The sequence below is a fragment of the Sphingobium sp. SA916 genome, assembly GCF_002894065.1.
GTDB classification, from domain to species: domain Bacteria; phylum Pseudomonadota; class Alphaproteobacteria; order Sphingomonadales; family Sphingomonadaceae; genus Sphingobium; species Sphingobium fuliginis.
Genome location: NZ_LXYF01000034.1, coordinates 25,162 through 47,344, shown reverse-complemented (window position 1 = coordinate 47,344; position 22,183 = coordinate 25,162). Strand labels below are relative to the sequence as shown.

25 protein-coding genes are annotated in these 22,183 nt (G+C 66.4%); 8 read left to right on the top strand and 17 right to left on the bottom strand.

Translation table 11 applies throughout. The annotated features are described in order from the left end of the window. The first annotated feature begins 58 nt into the window (after positions 1 to 58). Together pip and A8G00_RS10250 are read left to right on the top strand one after the other, a co-directional pair. Positions 59 to 1,012 carry a prolyl aminopeptidase gene (gene pip, locus A8G00_RS10255; protein ID WP_103000588.1) on the top strand — a complete coding sequence of 318 codons (954 nt, stop codon included), beginning with the start codon at positions 59 to 61 and terminating at the stop codon, positions 1,010 to 1,012. Between the two features lie 2 nt (positions 1,013 to 1,014). Then, on the top strand, positions 1,015 to 1,341 hold the full coding sequence (locus A8G00_RS10250) for a hypothetical protein (protein WP_037482609.1): 327 nt from the start codon (positions 1,015 to 1,017) through the stop codon (positions 1,339 to 1,341). Positions 1,342 to 1,389: 48 nt separating this feature from the next. Here A8G00_RS10250 and A8G00_RS10245 read toward each other — a convergent pair whose 3' ends face one another. Then, positions 1,390 to 3,177, bottom strand: coding sequence for an ABC transporter transmembrane domain-containing protein (locus tag A8G00_RS10245; RefSeq protein WP_103000587.1), 1,788 nt, complete (start codon positions 3,175 to 3,177; stop codon positions 1,390 to 1,392). A 67-nt stretch (positions 3,178 to 3,244) separates the two neighbouring features. After that, positions 3,245 to 4,531, bottom strand: a complete 1,287-nt coding sequence (locus A8G00_RS10240; RefSeq protein WP_103000586.1) for a class I SAM-dependent methyltransferase — start codon at positions 4,529 to 4,531, stop codon at positions 3,245 to 3,247. Positions 4,532 to 4,626: 95 nt separating this feature from the next. On the opposite strand from A8G00_RS10240, the gene dgcA reads away from it, so the two are divergent. Then, positions 4,627 to 5,601 (top strand): N-acetyl-D-Glu racemase DgcA, encoded by a 975-nt coding sequence (gene dgcA, locus A8G00_RS10235; protein ID WP_103000585.1) that lies wholly within the window; start codon positions 4,627 to 4,629, stop codon positions 5,599 to 5,601. A gap of 40 nt (positions 5,602 to 5,641) precedes the next feature. Here dgcA and A8G00_RS10230 read toward each other — a convergent pair whose 3' ends face one another. From A8G00_RS10230 to A8G00_RS25780, 6 genes are all read right to left on the bottom strand, one after another. Next, complete coding sequence (locus A8G00_RS10230) at positions 5,642 to 6,028, bottom strand: hypothetical protein (protein WP_025549305.1); 387 nt, start codon at positions 6,026 to 6,028, stop codon at positions 5,642 to 5,644. Positions 6,029 to 6,131: 103 nt separating this feature from the next. Next, entirely contained in the window at positions 6,132 to 7,310 is a 1,179-nt protein-coding gene (locus tag A8G00_RS10225; RefSeq protein WP_044661506.1) for a mechanosensitive ion channel family protein, read from the bottom strand. Between the two features lie 27 nt (positions 7,311 to 7,337). Further along, the gene (locus A8G00_RS10220; protein ID WP_103000584.1) at positions 7,338 to 8,345 is read right to left on the bottom strand and encodes a DNA topoisomerase IB; all 1,008 of its coding nucleotides are present in this window, start codon (positions 8,343 to 8,345) and stop codon (positions 7,338 to 7,340) included. 90 nt (positions 8,346 to 8,435) lie between these two features. Next, on the bottom strand, positions 8,436 to 9,131 hold the full coding sequence (locus tag A8G00_RS10215) for a hypothetical protein (RefSeq protein WP_103000583.1): 696 nt from the start codon (positions 9,129 to 9,131) through the stop codon (positions 8,436 to 8,438). After that, on the bottom strand, positions 9,128 to 10,489 hold the full coding sequence (locus A8G00_RS10210) for a putative O-glycosylation ligase, exosortase A system-associated (protein ID WP_103000582.1): 1,362 nt from the start codon (positions 10,487 to 10,489) through the stop codon (positions 9,128 to 9,130). The genes A8G00_RS10215 and A8G00_RS10210 overlap by 4 nt, the downstream gene beginning before the upstream one ends. Next, positions 10,482 to 10,610, bottom strand: a complete 129-nt coding sequence (locus tag A8G00_RS25780) for a hypothetical protein (RefSeq protein WP_255308758.1) — start codon at positions 10,608 to 10,610, stop codon at positions 10,482 to 10,484. Before A8G00_RS25780 ends, A8G00_RS10210 begins: the two co-directional genes overlap by 8 nt. A 179-nt stretch (positions 10,611 to 10,789) precedes the next feature. Between A8G00_RS25780 and A8G00_RS10205 the strand changes: the two genes are divergently transcribed. Together A8G00_RS10205 and A8G00_RS10200 are read left to right on the top strand one after the other, a co-directional pair. Beyond that, positions 10,790 to 12,016: a TIGR04063 family PEP-CTERM/XrtA system glycosyltransferase gene (locus tag A8G00_RS10205; RefSeq protein WP_103000581.1), complete on the top strand. Its 1,227-nt coding sequence runs from the start codon at positions 10,790 to 10,792 to the stop codon at positions 12,014 to 12,016. 5 nt (positions 12,017 to 12,021) lie between these two features. Then, entirely contained in the window at positions 12,022 to 12,879 is an 858-nt protein-coding gene (locus tag A8G00_RS10200; RefSeq protein ID WP_103000580.1) for a hypothetical protein, read from the top strand. A gap of 46 nt (positions 12,880 to 12,925) precedes the next feature. Here the strand turns inward: A8G00_RS10200 and A8G00_RS10195 are convergent, their stop codons facing one another. After that, entirely contained in the window at positions 12,926 to 13,294 is a 369-nt protein-coding gene (locus tag A8G00_RS10195; RefSeq protein ID WP_103000579.1) for a hypothetical protein, read from the bottom strand. Then, complete coding sequence (locus tag A8G00_RS10190) at positions 13,291 to 13,476, bottom strand: hypothetical protein (protein WP_025549299.1); 186 nt, start codon at positions 13,474 to 13,476, stop codon at positions 13,291 to 13,293. The genes A8G00_RS10195 and A8G00_RS10190 overlap by 4 nt, the downstream gene beginning before the upstream one ends. A gap of 113 nt (positions 13,477 to 13,589) precedes the next feature. Between A8G00_RS10190 and A8G00_RS10185 the strand changes: the two genes are divergently transcribed. Both A8G00_RS10185 and A8G00_RS10180 read left to right on the top strand, forming a co-directional pair. Continuing rightward, entirely contained in the window at positions 13,590 to 14,261 is a 672-nt protein-coding gene (locus A8G00_RS10185; protein ID WP_044661513.1) for a S24 family peptidase, read from the top strand. 111 nt (positions 14,262 to 14,372) lie between these two features. Further along, positions 14,373 to 15,290, top strand: a complete 918-nt coding sequence (locus A8G00_RS10180; RefSeq protein WP_103000578.1) for an XdhC family protein — start codon at positions 14,373 to 14,375, stop codon at positions 15,288 to 15,290. A gap of 203 nt (positions 15,291 to 15,493) precedes the next feature. On the opposite strand, the gene A8G00_RS10175 is transcribed toward A8G00_RS10180, so the two are convergent. Genes A8G00_RS10175 through A8G00_RS10160 form a run of 4 tightly spaced genes read right to left on the bottom strand, consistent with a single transcriptional unit; the run spans position 15,494 to position 18,669 of the window. Next, a complete protein-coding gene (locus A8G00_RS10175; protein WP_048577049.1) occupies positions 15,494 to 15,679 on the bottom strand; it encodes a YbdD/YjiX family protein in 186 nt (61 codons plus the stop codon). After that, on the bottom strand, positions 15,676 to 17,724 hold the full coding sequence (locus A8G00_RS10170; RefSeq protein ID WP_025551814.1) for a carbon starvation CstA family protein: 2,049 nt from the start codon (positions 17,722 to 17,724) through the stop codon (positions 15,676 to 15,678). Before A8G00_RS10170 ends, A8G00_RS10175 begins: the two co-directional genes overlap by 4 nt. A 52-nt stretch (positions 17,725 to 17,776) precedes the next feature. Further along, a complete protein-coding gene (locus A8G00_RS10165; RefSeq protein WP_103000577.1) occupies positions 17,777 to 18,184 on the bottom strand; it encodes a DoxX family protein in 408 nt (135 codons plus the stop codon). A gap of 47 nt (positions 18,185 to 18,231) precedes the next feature. Beyond that, positions 18,232 to 18,669 (bottom strand): pyridoxamine 5'-phosphate oxidase family protein, encoded by a 438-nt coding sequence (locus tag A8G00_RS10160; protein WP_025551810.1) that lies wholly within the window; start codon positions 18,667 to 18,669, stop codon positions 18,232 to 18,234. A gap of 125 nt (positions 18,670 to 18,794) precedes the next feature. Between A8G00_RS10160 and A8G00_RS10155 the strand changes: the two genes are divergently transcribed. Next, positions 18,795 to 19,349: a 2'-5' RNA ligase family protein gene (locus A8G00_RS10155; RefSeq protein WP_103000597.1), complete on the top strand. Its 555-nt coding sequence runs from the start codon at positions 18,795 to 18,797 to the stop codon at positions 19,347 to 19,349. A gap of 35 nt (positions 19,350 to 19,384) precedes the next feature. Here the strand turns inward: A8G00_RS10155 and A8G00_RS10150 are convergent, their stop codons facing one another. From A8G00_RS10150 to yidC, 3 genes are read right to left on the bottom strand one after another with little or no spacing between them, the layout of a single operon-like run. Next, positions 19,385 to 19,807, bottom strand: coding sequence for a GFA family protein (locus A8G00_RS10150; RefSeq protein ID WP_103000576.1), 423 nt, complete (start codon positions 19,805 to 19,807; stop codon positions 19,385 to 19,387). Between the two features lie 10 nt (positions 19,808 to 19,817). Then, entirely contained in the window at positions 19,818 to 20,465 is a 648-nt protein-coding gene (gene yihA, locus A8G00_RS10145) for a ribosome biogenesis GTP-binding protein YihA/YsxC (protein ID WP_025551804.1), read from the bottom strand. A gap of 10 nt (positions 20,466 to 20,475) precedes the next feature. Further along, a complete protein-coding gene (gene yidC / locus A8G00_RS10140) occupies positions 20,476 to 22,179 on the bottom strand; it encodes a membrane protein insertase YidC (protein ID WP_103000575.1) in 1,704 nt (567 codons plus the stop codon). Positions 22,180 to 22,183: the final 4 nt, after the last annotated feature.

The following is a 22,183-nucleotide window of genomic DNA, read 5'->3' as shown; positions in this document are numbered from 1 at the left end:
GAAGGGGATCGCGCGTCTGCCGATTGCATTGCCCGCCAGACTTTCTACACCTTTGCGCATGCGCACGCTCTATCCCGCCATCGAACCCTTCGCTTCCGGACATCTCGACATGGGGGATGGCCACCGCGTCTATTGGGAGCGGGCCGGGACGCCGGGCGCCAAGCCGGCCGTCTTCCTGCATGGCGGGCCGGGCGGCGGCATATCGCCCGACCACCGCCGCCTGTTCGATCCGGACCGCTACGACGTCCTCCTCTTCGACCAGCGCGGCTGCGGTCGCTCGACGCCCCATGCGGAGCTGGAGGCGAACACGAGCTGGCACCTGGTCGCGGACATCGAACGCCTGCGGCAGATGATGGGCGTCGACCGATGGCTGGTCTTCGGCGGAAGCTGGGGGTCCACGCTGGCGCTGGCCTATGCCCAGACCCATGCCGACCGCGTGACCGAACTGGTGCTGCGCGGCATCTTCACCATCCGCAAGCAGGAGATCGACTGGTATTATCAGCAGGGCGCCAGCCGCATCTATCCGGACAAATGGGAACGTTTCGTCGCGCCCATCCCGGAAGCGGAGCGTGGCGACCTGCTCCACGCCTATCGGCGCATCCTGACCGGCGACGATCGCGCGCGGCAGATCGCCGCGGCCAAGGCCTGGAGCGTCTGGGAGGGCGAGACCATCCGCCTGCTGCCCGACGAAGCGCTGTCCGCCACGCATGAGGCCGATGATTTCGCGCTCGCTTTCGCGCGGATCGAAAATCATTATTTCGTCCATGGCGGCTGGCTGGAGGAGGGGCAGCTCATCCGGGACGCCGGGAAACTGGCGGGCATCCCCGGCATTATCGTGCAGGGCCGCTATGACATGGCCTGCCCCGCCGAAACCGCCTGGGCGCTGCACAGGGCCTGGCCCGGGGCGCGCTTCGAGATGATCGAAGGGGCGGGCCATGCGTTCAACGAACCCGGCATATTGGACGCGCTCATCCGGGCGACGGACGGGTTTGCCGCCCAAGCGAAAGGATAAGCATGCGCATATGGATGGTGCTGGCGGGGGTCATCACCCTGATGGGCTGTGGCGAGAGCAGCGACCGGATCACCGCGGTCGACCGCCGGGATACGCCCGAAACCGGCGCCGCGGCCGCCGTCGCGAAGCTCGACGAGGCCCAGCGCAACGGCGTGCTGGAACGCGCGGTGCGGGCGTCGGGCGCGGCTTGCCCGACCGTCATCCGGTCGGAGCGGACCGAGGTGCGGCCCGGCGTCAAGGGCTGGAAGGCCGCGTGCAATGACGGCACGGCGCATCTGATCGAAATTCAGGCCGACGGCACCGCCAACGTCACCAGCCGCACCCACTGACCGTCGGCTTGGCGCATGTCCCTGTGCGAGGCATGGCGGCCCATGCCGTCAGCCTGCGGCGACATCCTGAAACTGGAGGTTGGCCAGCCGCGCATAGAGGCCCTTCTGCCGCATCAGCGTGGCATGGTCGCCCTGTTCGACCAGCCGCCCTTCGTCCAGCACGAGGATGCGGTCGGCGGCCCTGACCGTGGCCAGCCGGTGGGCGATGACGATGGTGGTGCGGCCCTGCATCAGCCGGCCGAGGGCATCCTGCACCAGCCGTTCCGATTCGGCGTCGAGGGCGGAGGTCGCTTCGTCCAGCAGCAGGATCGGCGCATCGCGCAAAAGGGCGCGGGCGATGGACAGGCGCTGGCGCTGGCCGCCCGAAAGGCGCGCGCCGCCTTCGCCCAGAAAGCTGTCCAGGCCCTGCGGCAGGGCGCGCAGGAAACCCTCCGCATTGGCGGCGCGGGCTGCGGCCCAGATCTGCTCGTCGCTGGCGTCCCACCGCCCGTAGCGAAGATTGTCGCGCGCGGAGGCGGCGAAGATGATGCTTTCCTGCGGCACCATGGCCATCATGCCGCGCACCTCGGCCGGATCGGCCTGGGGCAGGGGCACGTCGTTCAGGCGGATCACGCCCGAATCCGGATCGTAGAAGCGCAGCGCCAACTGGATCAGGGTGGACTTCCCCGCGCCGGAAGGGCCGACGATGGCGACCGTTTCGCCCGGCGCGATGTCGACGGAAATGCCATGCAGGGCCGCCTGGTCGGGCCGTGTGGGATAGCGGAAATGCACGTCCTCGAACTGGAGATGCGCGCCATGATCGGTTCGCGGCACCGGGACGGGGCGGGGCGGCGGGGTTATCTGCGGCACGGCGCTCATCAGTTCATGCAGCCGTCCGGCGGCGCCCGCTCCGCGCAGCAGGTCGCCCCAGGTCTCCGACAACGCGCCGAACGCGCCTGCGACAAGCCCGCCGGTCAGCACGAAGGCGGCGATGCTGCCGCCCGACAGGCGTCCGGCGGCGACATCCAGCGCGCCCTGCCACATGACCGCCGTGATCGACCCGAAGACCAGTGCGATGACGATGGCGGTCATCGCCGCGCGCAGGGCGATCCGGCGGCGCGCCGTGGCGAAACCCGCCTCGACCGTGCTGTCGAATCGCGCCGCTTCCCGTCCTTCCTGACCGAAGGCCTGCACGATCTTCATCGCGCCCAGCGTTTCCGACGTGACGCTGCCGACATCGGCCAGCCGGTCCTGGCTTGCCCGCGACAGGGCGCGCACGCGGCGGCCAAGGCCGATGATCGCCACCAATATGACCGGAATGCCCAGCAGCAGCAGCCCGGCAAGCTTGGGCGCCAGCGCGAAAAGATAGATGAGGCCGCCGGTGCCCGTCACCACATTGCGCAGCGCGATCGACACGGTCGATCCCACCACCTGGTCGATGATGGCCGTGTCGGCGGTCATGCGCGACGCGATTTCGGAGGGGCGGTTTTCCTCGAAGAAGCGGGGTTCCTGCCGCAGCAGATTGGCCTGGGTGGCCGACCGGATGTCAGCGACGACGCGCTCTCCCAGCCAGGACACGAAATAGAAGCGGGCGGCCGTCGCCAATGCCAGGACCACCACGATCAGGAACAGATATTCGAACCAGCGGCTGATGTCGCCGCCGCCCATGAAGCCGCGGTCGATGACCAGCCGGAACCCGCTGGGAATCGCCAGCGTCGCGGCGGACGAGATCAGCAGCGCAGCGAGCGCCCCGGCGATGCGGCCCGGATAGCGGCTGGCGAAGCGCCAGATCATCGCCAGGCTGCCGAGTGGGGCGCGCGCCTTGTCGCGCGGCGATGGTTGGTCCACATCCTCCATGGCGCCGCGCTCTAAAGGGATTTTGCGTGAAAGGGAACATTTCCCGGTTCCGAAATCCGACCGGGCGCTAACCGGCGGGCGCGATCTCCGCCGCCAGCGCCATGATGCGCTGCGGTCCGGCACGGCCGGTCAGGGCATAGGCCATGTCGCCCGCTTCCCAATAGGCGATGACGTCATCCGCGCGCCGCGCGAGCAGCGGCCTCGCCTCCGCCGGGGTTTCGGCCCGGTCCGCGAAGAAGGAGAGCTGCTCGCCCTCCGGCGTGGTGATCGACACGGCGACGGCGGGGCTGTCCGGCGTCGGGTAAAGCTGCACGTCATGGATGCGCCACCGGACCGGCAGCGGCGGCAGGACGATGCCGGTCGAACGCTGTATCTCGCCGGGGTTGAGCGTGGCGCTCTCCACCTGGGACGCCATGCTCTGGCGCAGCAGCCCGGTGCGGTGGGACGCGGCGGCTTCGTCCAGGAAGGTGGTGGCCTGCGCCGCCTGCGGAAATTCGCCCAGCTCGCCCCGCGCGATCCAGCCGGTGGCGACCAGCGCGGCGATGCCCGCCGCCCGGCCGAGATGACGCCATGCCCGGCCATGATCATTGTCATTGGCGACGGGGACCGATGTGTCGCGGCGGCGGCCCACCAGCGTGCCCTTGGTCCCGTCATGCTTCAGGCGGAAGTCGATATGCGGCCAGCGCTTGCGCCAGCGCCGGGCGACGAGCCGCTCGCCGGGGCGGGCCGCGTCGTCCAGCAACACGACCGCGCCCGGAGACAGGCGCGCGAACAGGCTGTCCGCCGCGCCGCGCACCAGCGGGTGCACCGCCCAGGGCGGCCCGTCGATGATCAGCAGGTCGATGCTGTCGGGCAGGCTGTCGATGTCGTACCAGCGGCCCGGCCAGTCCTCGCTTTCCGCAACCAGCGGCGCGTGGCGCAGATCGGCCGTCAGCCCATGGTCGGCCAGCCAGTTGCGGGTCGCCTGCACGAAGCCGTCATGCTGGTCGAAGCTGGTCAGCCGCCCCCCGCCATGCAGCGCCAGCGCACGCGCGGCGATCAGCGTCGATGCGCCCGCCCCCAGTTCCACCACATGGGCGGGCCGCAACCGGGCGATTTCCCGCACGATATGGCGCAGGAAGCCGACGTCGGCCTTCCAGCTTCCCAGATGCGGCAGGGCGTCATGGGGCAGGCCAAGCTCGTCCAGCAGGGCGCGCTTGTCCGCCTTGCGCCCGCCCGACAGGCTGGCCAGCAGCCAGGGCCAGGTGATCGCGCCGAAGCCGACGCGCCAGATCATGTCGGACAGGCGGCGCCGGGCCGCCACGGCATCGGCTTCGCTGAGGGACAGGAAACCGGTCAATTCTCTGGAGGTCACGGGTGCGCCTATCCTTTATCTGCGGGTCGAGACTGGTTATGCGGCGGGATAGCCGGTTCGCTTGGACCCGTATATCGCAAGCACAGGGAACGCCGATGACACGCATCATATCCGCGACTGTTGAACGTTGGCCGGTCGCCGGGGCCTTCATCATCAGCCGGGGCGCGAAGACGTCGGTGGATGTCGTGGTCTGCACGGTGGGCGATGGCGCGCATGTCGGCCGGGGCGAGGGCACGGCGATCTATTATGAGGGCGAGACGGCGGAAGGCTGCGCGGCGGCGATTGACGCCTATGCCGGGCCGCTGGAGCGGGAGGCGCTGCTGAGCGCCATGCCGCGCGGGGCCGCCCGCAACGCGCTGGACTGCGCGCTCTGGGACCTGGAGGCGAAGCGCGCCGGGGTGCCGGTGTGGAAGCTGGCGGGGCTGGAGGAGCCCAAGCCCCTGCCGACCGCCTTCACCATCAGCCTGGGCGATCCGGAGAAGATGGAGGCGGATGCGCGGGCCGCGGCGGGGCGCGGCTTCGGCCTGCTCAAATGCAAGCTGACCGGGGATGGCGACCGGGCGCGGATCGCGGCGGTGCGGGCCGGTGCGCCGGACGTCCGGCTGATCGTCGACGCCAATGAAAGCTGGCATGATCTGGATATTGTGGCGGAGGCGCGGGCCTTGGCGGAACTGGGCGTGGAAATGGTCGAACAGCCGGTCTTCCATGGCAGGGAAGAGCGGCTGGCGGGGATCAGGTCGCCCTTGCCGCTCTGCGCGGACGAGAGCTGTCATACGCGGGCCGATCTCGACCGGCTGGGGGATTTCGACGCGGTGAACATCAAGCTCGACAAGGCGGGTGGGCTGACCGAGGCGCTGGCCCTGTCGCGGGAGGCGCGGGCGCGAGGATTCCGCGTGATGGTCGGCTGTATGCTGGGTACGTCGCTGGGGATCGCCCCGGCCGCGCTGGTGGCGCAGGGGGCGGACTGGATCGATCTGGATGGCGCGCTGCTGCTGGCGAAGGACCGGGAAAGGGGGCTGGAACTGCGCGACGGGCTGCTGCGGCCTGGCGGGTTATGGGGCGAGGCATAGACTTCCCGATCCGGCCTTCACAGGAGCAGGGCGCGGGCAATCAATATCCCAGCGTCAATCCCACCGCATAATATTTCGGCCCCACATTGGCCTTGGCGCGCAGCTTGGGGATCAGCGGCATGGCAAGCGTCGCATAGGGGCGTGTATTGTCGCCGCTGAAGCGCACGCCCGCGCCGATGGTGGCGGAGGCGGGGAGGGTGTAGGTCGCCTCGACGCGCCCATAGAGCTTCGTATCCCCGTCGCGCAGATAGACGCCGCCGCCCGGCGTCAGGCTGAAGCCGGCAATATCCATCGCATAGCCGGCGCCGATTTCCGTGCCCCAATGCCCGTCCGCGCGTCCGTAATTTACCTCGGCCCCGATCCCTTCGGCATGGGCGGCAGGGGTGAAGGCGAGCGCAGCGGCGGCCAGCAAATAACAGGTTTTCATGGCTGTTCCGAAATGTCCGTTCGTCATTGCACCCGCCTGACTCCGGCCGATGCGCCGGGCAAGCGGGAGCAGGCAAGGCGAGTCCGATATGCGATCAGGCGAGTCAGGCGGGGGCGCTGCCCCCCGGCTGGTCGACGCGCACCACGGGCTGCACCTCAGGATAGGGCATGATCGCCCGGCCGTCGGGCGCGGCGGTAAAGCTGGTCTGCGTTGGATAGGCGAATTCGATCCCCTCCGCATTGAAGCGCTTCCAGATGGCCAGGCCCACCCGGTGCCGCGAAAGGAAATAATCATGGGTGTCGGGGTCGGGCACGTCGAAATTGAGCTGATAGTCGAGCGAACTGGCGCCGAAGCTGACCAGCCCCGCATTGACGAAGATATGCCCCTCCGCCTCCACGATCTCCTTCAGCATGGCGGGAATGGCGTCGGCCTTGTCCTCCGGCGTCTGGTAGATGATGCCGATGGCGAAGGTCACGCGCCGCTGCGCCAGTGTCTGCAGGCTGGTGATCTCCTTCTGGAGGAGGTTGGCGTTGGAGATCACCTTCTTCTCGCCGCTCATCGCGCGCAGATGCGTGCTTTTAAGGCCGATGCGCTCCACCCGGGCGGTGGTCTGGTCATAGGTGATGACCTCCCCCTGCCGGAAGGGTTTGTCGAAGATGATCGACAAGGCGGCGAACAGGTCGGAGAAGATGCCCTGCGCCGCAAGGCCGATGGCGATGCCGCCGATGCCCAGGCCCGCCACCAGGCCGGTGACGTTCACCCCCAGATTGTCCAGCACGACGATCAGCGCGATGGCGAACAGGGCGAAGGTCACGAGCACGCGGATCAGGCCCATGGCGTTGGCCAGGCTCTGGCTCTCGTCCGCCGAGGTGCGCCGCTCGACCAGGCCCAATATGATCTCCCGCGCCCAGATGGCGCATTGGAAGACGGCGGCGATGGTGAAGAGGAAGACGACGGTCTTCAGCACCATCTCCGGCGGCCGGGCATAGCTCACCACCAGCCGCGCGGCGACCATCGCCATGAAGAAATGGGTGGTGCGGGCAAAGGCGCGGCCGGCGACGTTGGCAAGGCCCAGAGTGTCGCCGGGATGCCCCTTCAACCGTCCGCCCACGCTGCGCAGCGCCGTCAAAAGGCTGTAGATGGCCACAGCCGCGCCGATGGCGATCAGGATCTGCAGATAGTGGAGCGAGAACCAGTGGACCGTCGACTGCCACATCTCGGCCAGATTGGGCGGGCGGACGTCGATCTGCGGCAGGGTGGCGGTATCTTTCTTGGCGGCCATGAATATCCTTGCGGTTCTGGATGCGGATCAGGCCGCCAGGGGAAGGGCGGTCGAGCCGCCGGCCTCCTCCAGAAAAGCGATCAGTCCGCGTTCGTAACGGGAAAGATAGCGGGTTGCGCGCGGCAGGCGAAGCCCCTGTCGCCATATGTCCTGTCCGTTGCGGCAAAGCTCGATCAGCGCGGGGTGGATATAGCTTTTGCGGCTGATCGCCGGGGTGTTGCCCAGCGCGGCGGCGACCGGCTCGATCATCTGCTTGAGCGACACGCGGCCCGCCGCCAGCGTTTCGAAGGCAATGACGGAGGCGCCCCAGGTGCGGAAATGCTTGGCGGTGAAATCGCCGCCCATGGCTTCGGCTATATAGGCGTTGACGTCGCCGGAGGTGATCGGCCGGGCGACGCCTTCCTCATCCAGATATTGGAACAGATGCTGTCCCGGCAAATCCTGCACGGCGCGAACGAAGCGGACGAGGCGGCGGTCGGTGACGGTCAGCTCATGCTCCCGCCCCGACTTGGCCCGGTAACGCAGGCGCAGCGCCTGTCCGCGCAGGTCGACATGGCGGCGGCGCAGCGTGGTCGCGCCGAAGCTCTTGTTCGCTGCGGCATATTGCTCGTTGCCGACGCGCACCTTCGCCAGGTCGAGCAGGCGCACGACGGCTGCCAGCGTCTTTTCCTTGCGCAGGCCGCGCCGGGACAGGTCGGCTTCGATCCGGGCGCGCAGCCTGGGCAGGGCGCGGCCGAAGGCGGGGCAGCCGGCATATTTCTCCGCCTCCCGCGCGGCGCGGAAATCGAGGTGATAGCGATATTGCTTGCGGCCCCGGTCGTCATAGCCGGTCGCCTGGATATGACCGTGCGGATGGGGACAGAACCAGCAGTCGCGATAGGCGGGCGGCATGGCGATGGCGTTCAGCCGGTCGATCTCTTCCCGGTCGGTGATGCGCGCGCCGCTGGCGTCGAAATAGGCCCATCCTCTTTTCATCGCCCGGCGCGTGATGCCCGGCAGGCTGTCATTGGCGTGGACGAGGGAATCGGGCGGCATGGTTTTTCCTCAACCCGCCGTTCCTCGCTTCGTTCCGCAATGCGCGATAGGGGAATGGCTGGAAGTGGCCAATGACCGAAGCCCAACCCCTCAATGAATCCGCATGAACCGCATGCCGCTGGGCAACCGCCAATGGAGCGGGTGACGGCGCATCACCGACAGATGGGCGAGCGTCAGCGTCAGGCAAAGGATCGCGGCGGGAATCGCCACGGACCGCGCCACCGGCAGCAGCAGGGCGATTGCCGTCGCGGCGGCCGATCCGCCCAGCGCCAGCAAGGTCGCGCCCGGCTCGCCATCGGGCCCGCGCATCCAGAACACGCACCCGCCGATGCCAAGCGCGAAGGCCATGGCGAAACGCGCCGCCTGTGCCGGTTCCGCCAGGCCGCAGCCGATCAGCAGCAGCAGGATCGCGCCCGCCAGACCCAGGCGCGGCATGCGGCCGAGCAGATGGGCGATGACCGGATAGATCAGCAATTCGCCCATGGCGACGGCGATGAGGATTGCAGTGGCGAGCCGGGCCTGCTCCGGTCCCGCGATCAGCGCCACGACCGCCGTCCCGGCCCAGGGCACCAGTCGCAACGGCGCCATGCGGATGTGGCTGATCCACCCCTGCAACCCCGCGCGGGTCTCCCAGCGCCGGTCGGCCAGCCGCAACTGGAAGGCGGCGATGATGAACAGCGCTTCGGCGCCCCATGGCAGCAGCGCCGGCGCAATCAGCGGCGCGGCGAGCACCAGCCCCAGCAGCAGGCCGTGGGCCGCGCCCAATATCTTCAGTTCGCCCTTCATGCGGCGCTCCCTTGCGCGACGGGTGTTGCGGGAAATAACGGCTGGCGCGCGGCCAACTTGCGTTTCCGGGTCAAATAGGTGTCGAGGCCGATCTGCAACGACAGCATCATGAAGATGAAGGGCTGATAGGCGATGCCCACGAACAGCGATCCCACCATATAGATGACATGGCCCTGTTGCAGGGCGAGCGCGAAGGGCGACACCCAGGCTTCATCGCCTTCCCGGTTCCGGTACATGCGCCGGATCGCCTCCGTCCGGATGAAGCAGACGAGGTGCAGCAGCGCCCAGAGGAAGAAGCCGAAATAGCCCTGCTCGCCCAGCATCTCGAAATAGGCGCTGTGATAGGCGCGGCCATGGTCGGTGACGATGCGCTTTTCCATGCGCGATCCGGCGGCGTCGATCACCCGTTCCTGCATCACATAGGTGAACTTGTTCTGCAGATAATTGTCGAAGCCGCCGCCGCCCGGATGCTCCTTCACATAGTCCAGCGTCCATTTCCACACGGCGAGGCGGGTGGAGGCGCTTTCGTCCTGGCTGTGATTCTCGATGGTCGACATGCGCTGGGTGAAGCTGGCGGGCAGGAAGGGAATCGCCGCCAGCGCCGCCAGCGCCATCAGCGGGCCGTAGATGAACCGCCGCTTCGACCGCATCAGCATCAGCCCCGCCAGCACGGCGATGCAGACAAGGCCCGTGCGCGCCTCCGTGCCGATGGGCATCAGAAGGCAGGCGAAACAGAGTGCATAGGCGAACAGCCTGACCCGCCAGTCGGGCGGGAAGACGGTGCCATGTTGCGACAGCCAGAGGATCAGCGGGATCAGCGAAATGGCCACGGTCGAAATGATGCTGCCTTCATAAAGGCCGCTATTGTTGTCGACCATCAGGTTCAGCACGCCATAGCCGCCCCCCGACAGCGCCGTCTTCATGCCGCCGTTGATGATGATCGTGCTGGCGCAGAGCACCATGAACAGGGCCAGCGCCTCGATCCGCAGGCGGGTGCGCAGCGTGACGGGCAGGAAGATGGCGAACAGCATCGCCTTCCATACCCAGCCCCATTTGGTCGCGGCGTTGATCGGGAAGTCTGCCGTCGCCGTGGTATAGCCGCACCAGGCGAGCAACAGCAGCAGGATCGCCTGCCGCGCAGACAGGCGGCAATCCTTCTTGTCGTCGACCAATATCCACGATCCCACCGCTGCCACGAAGGCGATGAAGGAGATGGGGACGCTGTTCAGCAGGAAATAGGAGAGGCGCTGGGGCGATACGATGTCGATATAGGCATAGACGGCGATCAGCAGGAACGGTCGTCGCAAGCCTGTAAGGAAGAAGGCGCCAAGGAAGGCGACGAAGAACAGGTCACGCATCGCCGCTCTCCGCCTCCAGGCCGGAGGGGGGATCGCGATCCAGGTCGGGCCGCGACAGCAGGCGCCAAGCCGCCAGCAGAATGACGCCATGGCTGATGAGAAGGGAAAGGGCGTCGATCATCGCGTGCTTGAGCTATCCGTCACTTCCAACATGCTCCTGCGAAGGCAGAAGCCCAGTCCGGACGGCAGGACTTAGGCTCCTGCCTTCGCAGGAGCATGTTGTACTGAAGCCCGAACCCTCCCACCCTAACCCAACAGAGTTGACGGCCCGTTAAACCTTTTTCGGCAAGACTCGTCGCCATGACACGGATTCTCCATGTGCTGGACCACAGCCTGCCGATGCACAGCGGATACACCTTCCGCACCCGCGCGATCCTGCGGGCGCAATTGGCGAAGGGCTGGGAGGTACGCGGCATCACCGGCCATCGCCACGCCGCGCCGGGCCTGCTGGAGGAGACGGTCGACGGCCTGCATTTCCACCGCACGCCCGGCGAATCGACCGGCGGCCATCCGCTGCTGCGGGAATGGCGCGACATTTCCGCCCATGCTGATGCGATCGAGGTGCTGGTGCGCCAGTGGCGGCCCGACATCATCCACGCCCACTCGCCGGTGCTGAACGCCATCGCCGCGCAGAAAGTGGCGAAGCGTCACGCTATCCCCATGATCTACGAGATTCGCGCCTTCTGGGAGGATGCGGCGGTCGGCAACGGCACCGGGACGGAGGGCAGTCCGCGCTACTGGCTGACACGGCAACTGGAAACCCATGCCGTCCGCGCCGCCGATGCGGTTGCCGTGATCTGCGAAGGCCTGCGCGGCGATCTGGTGGCGCGGGGAATCGACGCGGCCAAGATCATCGTCTCGCCCAATGGCGTCGACATGGACCAGTTCGGCACGCCCGTTCCCCGCGACCCCGCGCTGACCGCGAAACTGGGGCTGGAGGGCGCCGACGTCGTCGGCTTCATCGGCAGCTTCTACGATTATGAGGGGCTGGACGACCTGATCGCCGCCCTGCCGAAACTGGTGCGCGCCCGCCCGAAGGCGAAGCTGCTGCTGGTCGGCGGCGGCCCGTGCGAGCAGGCGTTGCGCGACCGGGCCATGGCCTCGCCCTTTGCCGACCATATCGTCTTTGTCGGCCGCGTGCCGCACGATCAGGTCGAGGATTATTATGCGCAGGTCGACATCCTCGCCTATCCGCGCAAGTCGATGCGCCTCACCGATCTGGTGACGCCGTTGAAGCCGCTGGAGGCGATGGCGCAGGGCCGGCTGGTCGCCGCGTCCAGCGTCGGCGGCCATCGCGAACTGATCGAACATAGCGTCACCGGCACGCTGTTCGCGCCTGACGATCCACCCGCCCTTGCCGCCGCGCTGGCGGGGATGTTCGCGGATCGCGGCTTCTGGGAAGAGCGGCGCGCGGCGGCGCGCGCCTTTGTGGAGCGGGAGCGTAACTGGTCGTCAAACATTCTTCGCTACGAACCCGTCTATCGGCAATTGCTGGCGCGCCCTGAAGGGGCGCGGGCGGCGGCGTGAGAAGAATGCCTGGGCTGCTGAAGGCGCTTTCGGGCGCGCTCGGGGCCGGGCTGCTCCTCTTCTCGCTGCCCACAGGGCTGGTCGAAACGGTCGTGGCGTCGAGTGGCCTTAGCGAAGCCATCCCGGCCGCCGCGCCGCCGCTGGGGCTGAAGGCCCGGCTGCTGCTGGCGGGTTTCGGCGCGGCGATGGTCCTGGGCCTGATCTGGGCGGGACAAAGGGAAAAGCGCGTCGCTCTGCTGACGCATGACAAGCAAGGGCGCGGGAACGGCGCCGCAGGAGTGAGTGAAATGGGTTTTGCATTGTCGAAGCTGAACTGGCTGTCGCGTGACCGGAGCAGATCGGGTCCGGCGCTGCGCCGTGCCGACGCCCATCCCGATGCCCCCGCGCGTCCGCCGATCTTCGCCAGCCGCGACTTTGGCGGTCTCGACATTTTCGCCCGCACCGCGCCCGGACGCGAAGATGGGGAGGCGGAAGCCGCTGTCGAGGCGCCCATCACCGCGCCGGGCAGCCTTTCCCTTCCCGGCATGCCGGACAAGATGACGGAGGAAACGGCCTTCGCACGCCTGCAGCGCGCGTTTTCGCAGGAGACTGTCGATGCCGACCCTCAGGAGATCGCGCAGCCGGCGCAGCCCGAGACCGCTCCCGCGCCTGCGCCCATCGCGCATCTTTCATTGGCGGAGCTGACCCAAAGGCTGGAACAGGGTCTTGCCCAGCGCAAGCGCATGGGCCGGCCCGCCTCCGTTCTGGCCGACATGCCGGTCGAAGCCGCCGTGCCCGTGCGCGATAAGGTGGAGCAGGGCGTCGATGAGGCCCTGCGCGCCGCTCTGGGGACTTTGCGGACCATGGCCGGCCGCGCCCGCTGAACCGGCAGGCAAGAGCGCGCTGACGGGCGCTCTCCCTTGATGGCTCTCACCAGTCCTCTATGGTGAGCGCCGACAATTCGACCCACTCGCCGCCCGGCACCGGACGGCGGCAGTCGATGCTGATGTCCGCGACGAAATGGCCGGACAGGCTCCATTCCGCTTCCTCGATTCCCTGGACGAAGGCTGCGCGCCGCTCGGCCGCATCGGGTCCGGCCAGGGTCAGCGCGACGACATGGCGCCGCCCCTGGAACAGCGCGCTCGCCCAGGGACGGCTGACGGCGCGCTCCACCATGACGGTTCCACCCGCCCGCGCGATCAGTTGCGCCAGCAGACGGGGCAGGGGGTCGCGCGCTTTCGCCGCACCTTCATTTTGGAGCAGATTCCGGATGGGAGCGTTCACGTGGATGCTTGTCATTCGCCCATGCTCCTGCGATATGTGTTCATGAAATGTTCTACTCGCCTCTTCATTCTCATGCCGGGTTCGCGGCCCCTGCGCAGGTCGAAGACCAGCCGGGGATCGCGCACGCTCTCGCGGCCGAACCGGGTCGCGGGAATGCCGTTTTCCCGCAGAAATTTTTCGACCTCTCGCAACAGCATAGTCCCGCTTCTCCTCTGTCGATTCGATCCGCCTGCGCGAATCCCTCAGGTGATTTTCATGTTGCTTAATTTCCTACTTGTCTAGGAAAATTCCTATCAGTAATGGATGAGATATGGTCGGTATTGGAGAAGATCCGCGCATGGTGCTGGAGCGGCTGATTGCCGAGCGGGGCGACAGCTATTCCGATCTTTCGCGCCTGTTGAACCGCAATCCCGCCTATATCCAGCAATTCATAAAAAGGGGCACGCCGCGGAAGCTGGATGAGGAGGACCGGCGCATATTGGCCCGCTATTTCGGCGTGGCGGAGGAAATGCTGGGCGGGTCGGTCCCGCGCGGAACCCCGCCGGTCAGGGTGCGGTCGTTGCCTTCGGTGGTCAGCGTGCCGCGGCTTTCGCTGGGCGCTTCGGCTGGGCCGGGTTCGCTGGACGAGGATGAGCGGGCGGCCGGCCTGATGGCCTTCGACGCCAACTGGCTGCGTCATCTGGGCGTTCGGCCGCAGAAAATATCGATCATCCGCGTCGATGGCGAATCCATGGCTCCCACGCTCAGCGATGGCGATGAGATCATGGTCAATCATGACGACGATGCGGGGCGGCTACGCGACGGCGTCTATGTGCTGCGGCTCGACGGGGTGCTCATGGTGAAGCGCGTGGCCATGGGGCCGCGCAGGGGTTTTTTCTCCGTGCTCAGCGACAATCCCCATTATCCCGACTGGATCGACATCGATCCGGCGCTGGTCGTGATCGTGGGTCGGGTGGTATGGACAGGAAGACGGCTGGTTTAGAGCGGGTTTCGATGTGATTGAAGCAGATCGCCGCTATAATCTCTTTATTGTCCGCGATTTCTTGACCAGCGATCGGTTCGATTGCTGGAAATCGCTCTGGGAGGCAGGCTTTTGAACGACAATGGCGCGGTCATCCGCAAGGCCACCGAATGGCGTGGGGCGCGGCTGGCGCTGGCGACGGTGGTGTCGACATGGGGCTCCGCGCCCCGGCCCCGCGGCAGCCATATGATCGTGCATGAGGACGGCCGGTTCGAAGGCAGCATATCCGGCGGATGCGTCGAGACCGACGTGCTCCAGCGCGCGGCGGAGGTGATCGGGGGGCGGCCGGCGAATCTGGAAACCTATGGCGTGGCCGATGGCGACGCCTGGGCGGTCGGCCTGCCCTGCGGCGGGGAAATCAGCGTGCTGGTCCAGCCGGTCAGTCCGGAAGGCTTCGATCCCGCATTGTTCGAGCGGATCGCGGCGGAAAGCGAGAAGGGCAGGGCGCTCACCCTGTCGACCGATCTTGCGACCGGCCTCACGCGGGAAGGGACGGGGGAGGGGCAGTTCCACAACCGCTACGATCCGCCCCGCAGGCTGCTGATCGTCGGTGCTGTACAGATCGCCCAGTCGCTCAGCGCACTGGCGCAGGCAATCGGCGTCACTCCTGTCGTCATCGATCCGCGCGGCCGTTTCCTGACGGAGGAGCGCTTCCCTGGCGTCGAACTGGACGACCGCTGGCCGGACGAAGCGGTTGCGGCCCGCTTTCCCGGCGAATCCACCGCGGTCGTGACGCTCAGCCACGACATCAAGATCGATGATCCCGCCTTGGCGGCGGCGCTGCGTGGGCCGACGGGCTACATCGCCGCGCTGGGATCGCGCAAAAGCCATGCGGCGCGGTTGGAACGGCTGGTTGCTCTGGGCTTTTCGGCGGAAGAACTGGCGCGCATAGACGGCCCCGCCGGCCTCGACATAGGGGCGATAGGCGCGGCGGAAATCGCCCTCTCCATCGCAGCCGGCATGGTCGCGGGCTTCAACGCCAAGCGCTAGAGCCAATCGACATTCAGAAGATGACGAGCCGAGCCGAAGACCACCGAAGGTAAAATGGTGGTTTTCCGTGACCCGGAGCGCAGTCTACTCAAAGTAGGTGAGCACCGGAAGCACGGAAAAGCGTCATTTGCAGGCCGTCAGGGCTGAATGTCGATTGGCTCTAAGCCAAGCCTCCCCATCGACGAAGGGGAGGGCAGCCAGCCCTAGCAGCACTTCCCCCCATTCCTGCCCCCATAACGCGCCTCCTGCCGCTCCCGGAAGAAGGCTGTCCGGTCCATCGGCGCACGCTCGGGATGATGCGCCCGCATATGGCGCAGATAGGCCTCATAATCCGGCACCCCGACCATCATATGCGCCATCTGCCGCAGCCGGTGGAGGAAGATGCTCATTCCGCCGGGACCAGTTGCGCCGGAATTTCCCGTGCGGTCGGCGCCGCCACCTTCCGCGCGGCGAGGCATGTGCGGATGGTGAACAGCAGCACCGCCAACACCACGAACAGGAAGACCGCGACCAGCGCCGCGTCGATCCGGTCGTTGAAGATGATCTGCCGCATCTCCGCCATCGACTTTGCCGGGGCCAGCACCTCGCCATCGCCCGCCGCGGCGCTGAACCGGGCGGCATGCGCCAGGAAACCGACCTTCGCATCGGCCGAAAACAGCTTGAGGAAGCCCGCCGACAGGGTGCAGATCAGCAGCCAGGCGGTCGGGATCAGTGTCACCCAGGCGAAGCGGTCCCGCTTCATCCGGAACAGCACCGCCGTTCCCAGCATCAGTGCGATGGCCGCCAGCATCTGGTTGGAAATGCCGAACACCGGCCAGAGCGTGTTCACCCCGCCCAGCGGATCGGTCACGCCCTGATAGAGGAAGAAGCCCCAGGCCGCGACGGTCAGCGCCGTTGCGACGACCCCGGGAGCCATGCTCTTGCTGTCCTTGAAGGCGGGCACCGCCAGCGCGATCAGGTCCTGCAACATGAAGCGTCCGGCGCGCGTCCCCGCATCCACGGCTGTCAGGATGAACAATGCCTCGAACAGAATAGCGAAATGATACCAGAAGGCCTTCATCGCCGGCCCGCCCATGATATGGGAGAATATCTCCGCCATCGCCACCGCCAGCGTCGGCGCCCCACCCGCGCGGGAGATGATGCTGTGCTCGCCCACATCCTTCGCGGTCTGCAGGATCAGATCGGGCGAGATGGGGAAGCCCATGGCCGTCACCGCCGCCGCCGCGCTGCCCGCGTCCTTGCCGATCACCGCCGCGGGGCTGTTCATCGTGAAATAGATGCCCGGATCGAGGATCGACGCGCCCACCAGCGCCATGATCGCCACGAACGCCTCCATCAGCATCGCGCCATAGCCGATCATCGGCGCATGGGCTTCGCTGGCGATCAGCTTGGGCGTGGTGCCGCTGGCGATCAGGGCATGGAAGCCCGAAACCGCCCCGCAGGCGATGGTGATGAACAGGAAGGGGAACAATCCGCCCGACCAGACCGGCCCGTTGCCGTTCACGAACTGGGTCACGGCATGCATTTTGAGCGGCGGCGCCATGATGACGATGCCGATCGCCAGCGCCGCGATCGCCCCGATCTTGAGGAAGGTCGACAGATAATCGCGCGGCGCCAGCAACAGCCAAACCGGCAATACCGACGCTACCGCGCCATAGCCGATCAAGATCCAGCAAAGCTGCACCGGCGTGAAGGTGAAGGCCGGCCCCCAGACCGGCGAAGCGGCGATGTTCTGCCCATAGACGATGGCGGCGAGCAGCCCGACCAGTCCCAGCAGCGACACTTCACCGATGCGCCCCGGCCTGATCCAGCGCGTATAGGCGCCCATGGCCATCGCCAGCGGCACCGTCGCCGCCACGGTGAACATGCCCCAGGGGCTTTCCGCCAGCGCCTTCACCACGATCAGCGCCAGCACGGCGAGGATGATGACCATGATCATGAAGGCGCCGAACAGCGCGATGGTCCCGGCAACCTGCCCCATTTCCATGCGGATCAGCTCGCCCAGCGACTTGCCGTCGCGGCGCATGGAGATGAAGAGGACCATGAAGTCCTGCACCGCGCCCGCCAGCACCACGCCCGCAATGATCCAGAGCGTTCCGGGCAGATAGCCCATCTGCGCCGCCAGCACCGGTCCCACCAGCGGGCCCGCGCCCGCAATGGCGGCGAAATGATGCCCGAACAGCACCGTCCGGTCGGTCGCCACATAGTCGAGGCCATCGGCCCGCCGGATCGCGGGCGTGGGCCGCGACGGGTCCAGCCGCATCACATTTCGCGCGATGTAGAGCCCATAATAGCGATAGGCGACGAGGAAGCTGCTGACCGCCGCCACCACGATCCACAGCGCATTGACCGCCTCGCCGCGGGATACAGCCACCACCGACAGCGCCACCGCGCCCATAATCGCTATCATTATCCAGGGAATATGCCGGGTCATCGCTCTCTGATCGCTTGTTCGTTGGAAAGTGCGCACAGTAGAGCCGCAATCTTCAAAGACAATCATCTTGTCCGGAAACCGGACTGCGCGCCCGCTGCCGTTTGAACGGCCAGTCCGTTGCTCCGCCTGCCCAGAGCGCCCACCATATGATCACCGGCTGCGCAGCCAGGCGCGGCCCGTGATACCACCAGCTCAGATGCACGCCGCCAAGCGGAATGTCGTTCAGGGCATGGTGGAAATTGGCTGGCCACACGCACAGGGCGTAGAGCGCGAGAGCCATGCCTGCCGCCCTGCGCAGCGGCGTCAGCATCAGGCCGATGGCGCCGGCGATCTCGGCCACGCCGGTCAGCGCGATCGTCATATGGGGTGCGGGAACCCAGTCAGGCGTGATCGCGACGAAGCCGCCGGGCCGGGTCAGGTGCAGGGTTCCGGCCAGGCCAAAAGCCAAGGCCAGGACCATTTGCGCGACCCGTCTCCCTCTGCCGTGCGGCCTCGCGCCGTCGCGAATCATCCAAGCTCCAGTTCAGCCTCATTCTCGCCGTCCCAGACATGGGCGCGCTGCGCATGGACCTTTATCATGACAAGGCCGGGCGTGTCCGGCCCTTCCTCGAACCAGTCCTGCAGCTGGCTGTTCCAATGCGCGCGGAACGCATCGCGATCGCGGATCAGGTCGGCGCGGCCCTCCACGGCGATGAACAGCGGGTTCTGCTTCAGCAACCCGGTACGCCCCTGAAAGGACAGGCCGACGCGCGGATCGCGTTCGATGTCCTTCACCATCAGCGTGTCTTCCGTGGTGAAATAAAAGCTGTCGCCGCCATAGGCGACATCCTGGTTGTTGCTCATCGGCCTTGCGCCGATCTGGCCGCCGTCGGCATGGGTCGACAGCATCGCGAAATCGATGTCCTTCATCTTCTCCGCCAGACTGTCGAGCGTCAATTGCATCATCGTCACTCTCCTTGTCCCCTATCGCCCAAACGCATGAAATCAGGGGCGGCTCCACCGGATTCGCCCTGGGAAGGAAAAGAACATACCATGAACATAATCGACCGATTCGCATGGAGCGAAATGTCATGGAAAACCAGCCCACCAAGACCCTCTTCCGCCTGTTCTTCGCCCTGAAGCCCACATTGCTGATCGCCCGCCAGACGGATCATTTCGCGGCGGCCATCGCCGGCGGCGCCCGGCGCATCGCCGTGGATCACCAGCATGTGACGCTGGCGATCACCTGCGATTATGTCGAATATCCCTATGCGGTGATCAAGGCGCTGATGCGCGCCGGGACAGGCGTGATGGCGGAACCGTTCGACCTGCGGCTGGACCGGCTCAGCATCGGCAACCGGTCCGCCGCCCTGCGTCCGGCCCATAGCGTGCCGTTGCTCGGCACGCTTCAGAAGCAGATCGCGGCGGGCATGAAAGGCGCGGGGGTGATGCTGCGTCCCGGCTGGAGCTTCAGCCCGCACCAGACGCTGTTCTACCGCGACGGCCCGCCGGAACAGCGTCGGGTCGATGGCTTTGGCTGGCATGTCGACCGGTTCATGCTGATATGCAGCCATGTCGGGCGCACGCATCATGAGACCCTGGCCACCTGGACTCTGAAGGGAAGTGGGCAGTACAGCCTTTTCTAGCCGCTTCGGCTCCCGCGAGGAAAGCCTGCCGGGGATCAGCCGGAACTTGCGTCCTGGCCGATGATCCGGGGCGCCCGCACATAGCCGACGTCGCCGGTGCCCGACCAGGACCGCCCGTCAGGATAGCGCAGTTCGATTCCCGCCAGATCGCGTTCGTCGGCCAGACGCATGTTGACGCCCATCATGCCGTTCCCGAACCGGGATACCGCGCTGGCGGATAGGGTGAAATGGGTGGTCGATCCGCATCGACCGCAAAACTGGATCTCCGCCGCCGGATCGTCCTTGTCCTCCCGGCAATAGCTTTGCGTGGCGCCCTCGACACGCACCTCGCGGGGGTGGAGATAGGCCCAGTGCGCGCCCGTTTTGCTGCACAGCGTGCAGTTGCATGCATTGATGAACGCCGGGCGTTTCTCGATCGTCAGGCCGATCCGACCGCAGAGGCAGGTGATCCTCACCATTGGCCGGGCCTCACCCTTGGGTCACGCTTTCCAGCACGGCGGCGCGCAATTCGGGAAGTCCCATGCCCTTTTCGCTCGACGTCGCGATGATGTCCGGATGCGCGGCGGGCCGTTTGCGGATCGCCTCGGCCACGGCCTCATGGACCTCCGCAAGATGGCTGGCCTTCACCTTGTCCGCCTTGGTCAGGACGATGCGATAGCTGACCGCCGCAGCGTCCAGCATGTCGAGGATGTCGGTATCGACATCCTTGATGCCGTGGCGGCTGTCGATCAGCACCAGCGTGCGCTTCAGCTTCGCCCGCCCGCGCAGATAGTCGTTCACCAGGAACCGCCATTTGCGCACCATGTCCTTGGGCGCGCGGGCATAGCCATAGCCCGGCATGTCGACCAGCCGAAAGCGCAACGGATCGCCCACGTCGAAGAAATTCAGCTCCTGCGTCCGTCCCGGCGTATTTGACGTGCGGGCAAGGCCGTTGCGGTTCGTCAGCGCATTCAGCAACGATGATTTGCCGACATTGGACCGGCCTGCGAATGCCACCTCGTTCACCGCCATGTCGGGCAGGAATTTGAGGTCGGGCGCGGATTTGAGGAAGGCGATGGGGCCGGCAAAGACCTTGCGCGCTTCCTCGATCAATTCAGCCTGTTCCTGTTCGGTCAACGCCCCGGCCTTATTTCGCGGTCGCGGCGCTGAGTTGCGGGTGGCGCTTGTAGAGCCACCATTGCTGCAACATCGACAGGCAGTTGTTGGTGATCCAGTAGACCAGCAGGCCCGCCGCGAAGGGCGCCATGATGAACATCATCATCCACGGCATGATCGCGAACACCTGCTGCTGCATCGGGTCCATCTGCGCCGGGTTCAGCTTGAACTGGAAGTACATGCTGATGCCCAGCAGCAGCGCCAGCACGCCGATCCCCAGGAAGGCGGGCGGGGTGAAGGGCAACAGGCCGAACAGGTTGACGATGTGCAGCGGATCGGGCGCGCTCAGATCCTTGATCCACAACACGAAGGGCTGGTGGCGCATTTCGATGGTGAGCTGCAACACCTTGTAGAGCGCGAAGAAGATCGGGATCTGGATGAAGATCGGCAGACAGCCCGCGAGCGGATTCACCTTCTCGCGCTTGTAGAGCTCCATCATCTCCTGCTGGAGCTTCGGCTTGTCGTCCTTATATTTCTCCTGCAGCGCCTTCATCTTGGGCTGCACCGCGCGCATCGCCGCCATGCTGGCGAACTGGCGCTGCGCGACGGGGAACATCAGGCCGCGCACCACGAAGGTCAGGCAGATGATCGCCACGCCGAAATTGCCGATATGCTCGAACAGCCAGTGGAGCAGGGCGAAGATCGGCTTTTCGAACCAGTAGAACCAGCCCCAGTCGATCGCCCGGTCGAACAGCGGAACGCCGGCGTCCTGATAGGCTTCCAGCGTTTTCACCTCCTTGGCGCCGACGAACAGCCGGTTGGTCTGCGTCACTGCCTTGCCCGGCGCGACCATGATGGGGGCCAGCGACACGTCGGTCTGGAACTGCGTGCCGGCACCTTTACGCATCTGGCCGGTGAAGGCGGCCTTCTGGTCGGGAATCAGGGCGGAGAGCCAATATTTGTCGGTGAAGCCGATCCAGCCGCCGGTCGACTGGAAGCTCTGCGTCGCCGGACCCTTTTCCAGATCCTTGTAGTTCACGTCATAATTGGCCGCGCCGTTGAACACCCCCATCGGGCCGACATGGATCGTCCAGGTGTCGGGATCGGCCGAGGGAGTCGCCCGGCTGACATAGCCGTAGCTCTTGACGCCCACCGCGCCGGCGCCGCTGTTCGACACCTTCTGCTGCGCGGTGATCATGTAATTTTCGTCGATGGAATAGCGGATCTCGAAGGTCTGGCCCGCGCCATTGTTCCACGTCAGCGTGACCGGGCTGGACGGGGTCAGTTCCGTGGCCGACGCCGTCCACAGCGTGCTGCCGTCCGGGGTCTTCACCCCTTCGCCCTGCCAGCCGAAGCCGGCGAAATAGGCGTGCCGGGTGCCGCTGGGGCTGTAGAGGCGAATGGCCGGAGACGCCTTGGCGATCGTTTCCTTGTAGGTCGGCAGCACGATGTCGTCGATGCGCGCGCCCTTCAGGTTGATCGATCCGGTGATCTTGGGCGTGCGGATGGGCACGCGCGGGCTGTCCTTCAGCGCCAGCGCCAGGTCGCGGACCGCAGCGGACCCTTCCGCCGCGGGGGCGGCGCCGGACGGGGTGAGCGGCGTGGTCTTGCCGCCCTCGATCTTCGTGGCCGGCGGATTGGCGGCGGGGAAGAAATATTTGGCGACATAGGGCCAGCCGAACAGGATCGCCGCGGTCAGCAGCACCGCCAGGATGATATTCTTCTTGTCGTCCACGCTT

Coding starts and splice junctions, on each gene's coding strand:
- pip (WP_103000588.1), top strand. CDS start 59: ATGCGCACGCTCTATCCCGCCATCGAACCCTTCGCTTCCGGACATCTC.
- A8G00_RS10250 (WP_037482609.1), top strand. CDS start 1,015: ATGCGCATATGGATGGTGCTGGCGGGGGTCATCACCCTGATGGGCTGT.
- A8G00_RS10245 (WP_103000587.1), bottom strand. CDS start 3,177: ATGGAGGATGTGGACCAACCATCGCCGCGCGACAAGGCGCGCGCCCCA.
- dgcA (WP_103000585.1), top strand. CDS start 4,627: ATGACACGCATCATATCCGCGACTGTTGAACGTTGGCCGGTCGCCGGG.
- A8G00_RS10230 (WP_025549305.1), bottom strand. CDS start 6,028: ATGAAAACCTGTTATTTGCTGGCCGCCGCTGCGCTCGCCTTCACCCCT.
- A8G00_RS10225 (WP_044661506.1), bottom strand. CDS start 7,310: ATGGCCGCCAAGAAAGATACCGCCACCCTGCCGCAGATCGACGTCCGC.
- A8G00_RS10220 (WP_103000584.1), bottom strand. CDS start 8,345: ATGCCGCCCGATTCCCTCGTCCACGCCAATGACAGCCTGCCGGGCATC.
- A8G00_RS10215 (WP_103000583.1), bottom strand. CDS start 9,131: ATGAAGGGCGAACTGAAGATATTGGGCGCGGCCCACGGCCTGCTGCTG.
- A8G00_RS10210 (WP_103000582.1), bottom strand. CDS start 10,489: ATGCGTGACCTGTTCTTCGTCGCCTTCCTTGGCGCCTTCTTCCTTACA.
- A8G00_RS25780 (WP_255308758.1), bottom strand. CDS start 10,610: ATGATCGACGCCCTTTCCCTTCTCATCAGCCATGGCGTCATTCTGCTG.
- A8G00_RS10205 (WP_103000581.1), top strand. CDS start 10,790: ATGACACGGATTCTCCATGTGCTGGACCACAGCCTGCCGATGCACAGC.
- A8G00_RS10200 (WP_103000580.1), top strand. CDS start 12,022: ATGCCTGGGCTGCTGAAGGCGCTTTCGGGCGCGCTCGGGGCCGGGCTG.
- A8G00_RS10195 (WP_103000579.1), bottom strand. CDS start 13,294: ATGACAAGCATCCACGTGAACGCTCCCATCCGGAATCTGCTCCAAAAT.
- A8G00_RS10190 (WP_025549299.1), bottom strand. CDS start 13,476: ATGCTGTTGCGAGAGGTCGAAAAATTTCTGCGGGAAAACGGCATTCCC.
- A8G00_RS10185 (WP_044661513.1), top strand. CDS start 13,590: ATGGTCGGTATTGGAGAAGATCCGCGCATGGTGCTGGAGCGGCTGATT.
- A8G00_RS10175 (WP_048577049.1), bottom strand. CDS start 15,679: ATGAGCATCTTCCTCCACCGGCTGCGGCAGATGGCGCATATGATGGTC.
- A8G00_RS10170 (WP_025551814.1), bottom strand. CDS start 17,724: ATGACCCGGCATATTCCCTGGATAATGATAGCGATTATGGGCGCGGTG.
- A8G00_RS10165 (WP_103000577.1), bottom strand. CDS start 18,184: ATGGTCCTGGCCTTGGCTTTTGGCCTGGCCGGAACCCTGCACCTGACC.
- A8G00_RS10160 (WP_025551810.1), bottom strand. CDS start 18,669: ATGATGCAATTGACGCTCGACAGTCTGGCGGAGAAGATGAAGGACATC.
- A8G00_RS10155 (WP_103000597.1), top strand. CDS start 18,795: ATGGAAAACCAGCCCACCAAGACCCTCTTCCGCCTGTTCTTCGCCCTG.
- A8G00_RS10150 (WP_103000576.1), bottom strand. CDS start 19,807: ATGGTGAGGATCACCTGCCTCTGCGGTCGGATCGGCCTGACGATCGAG.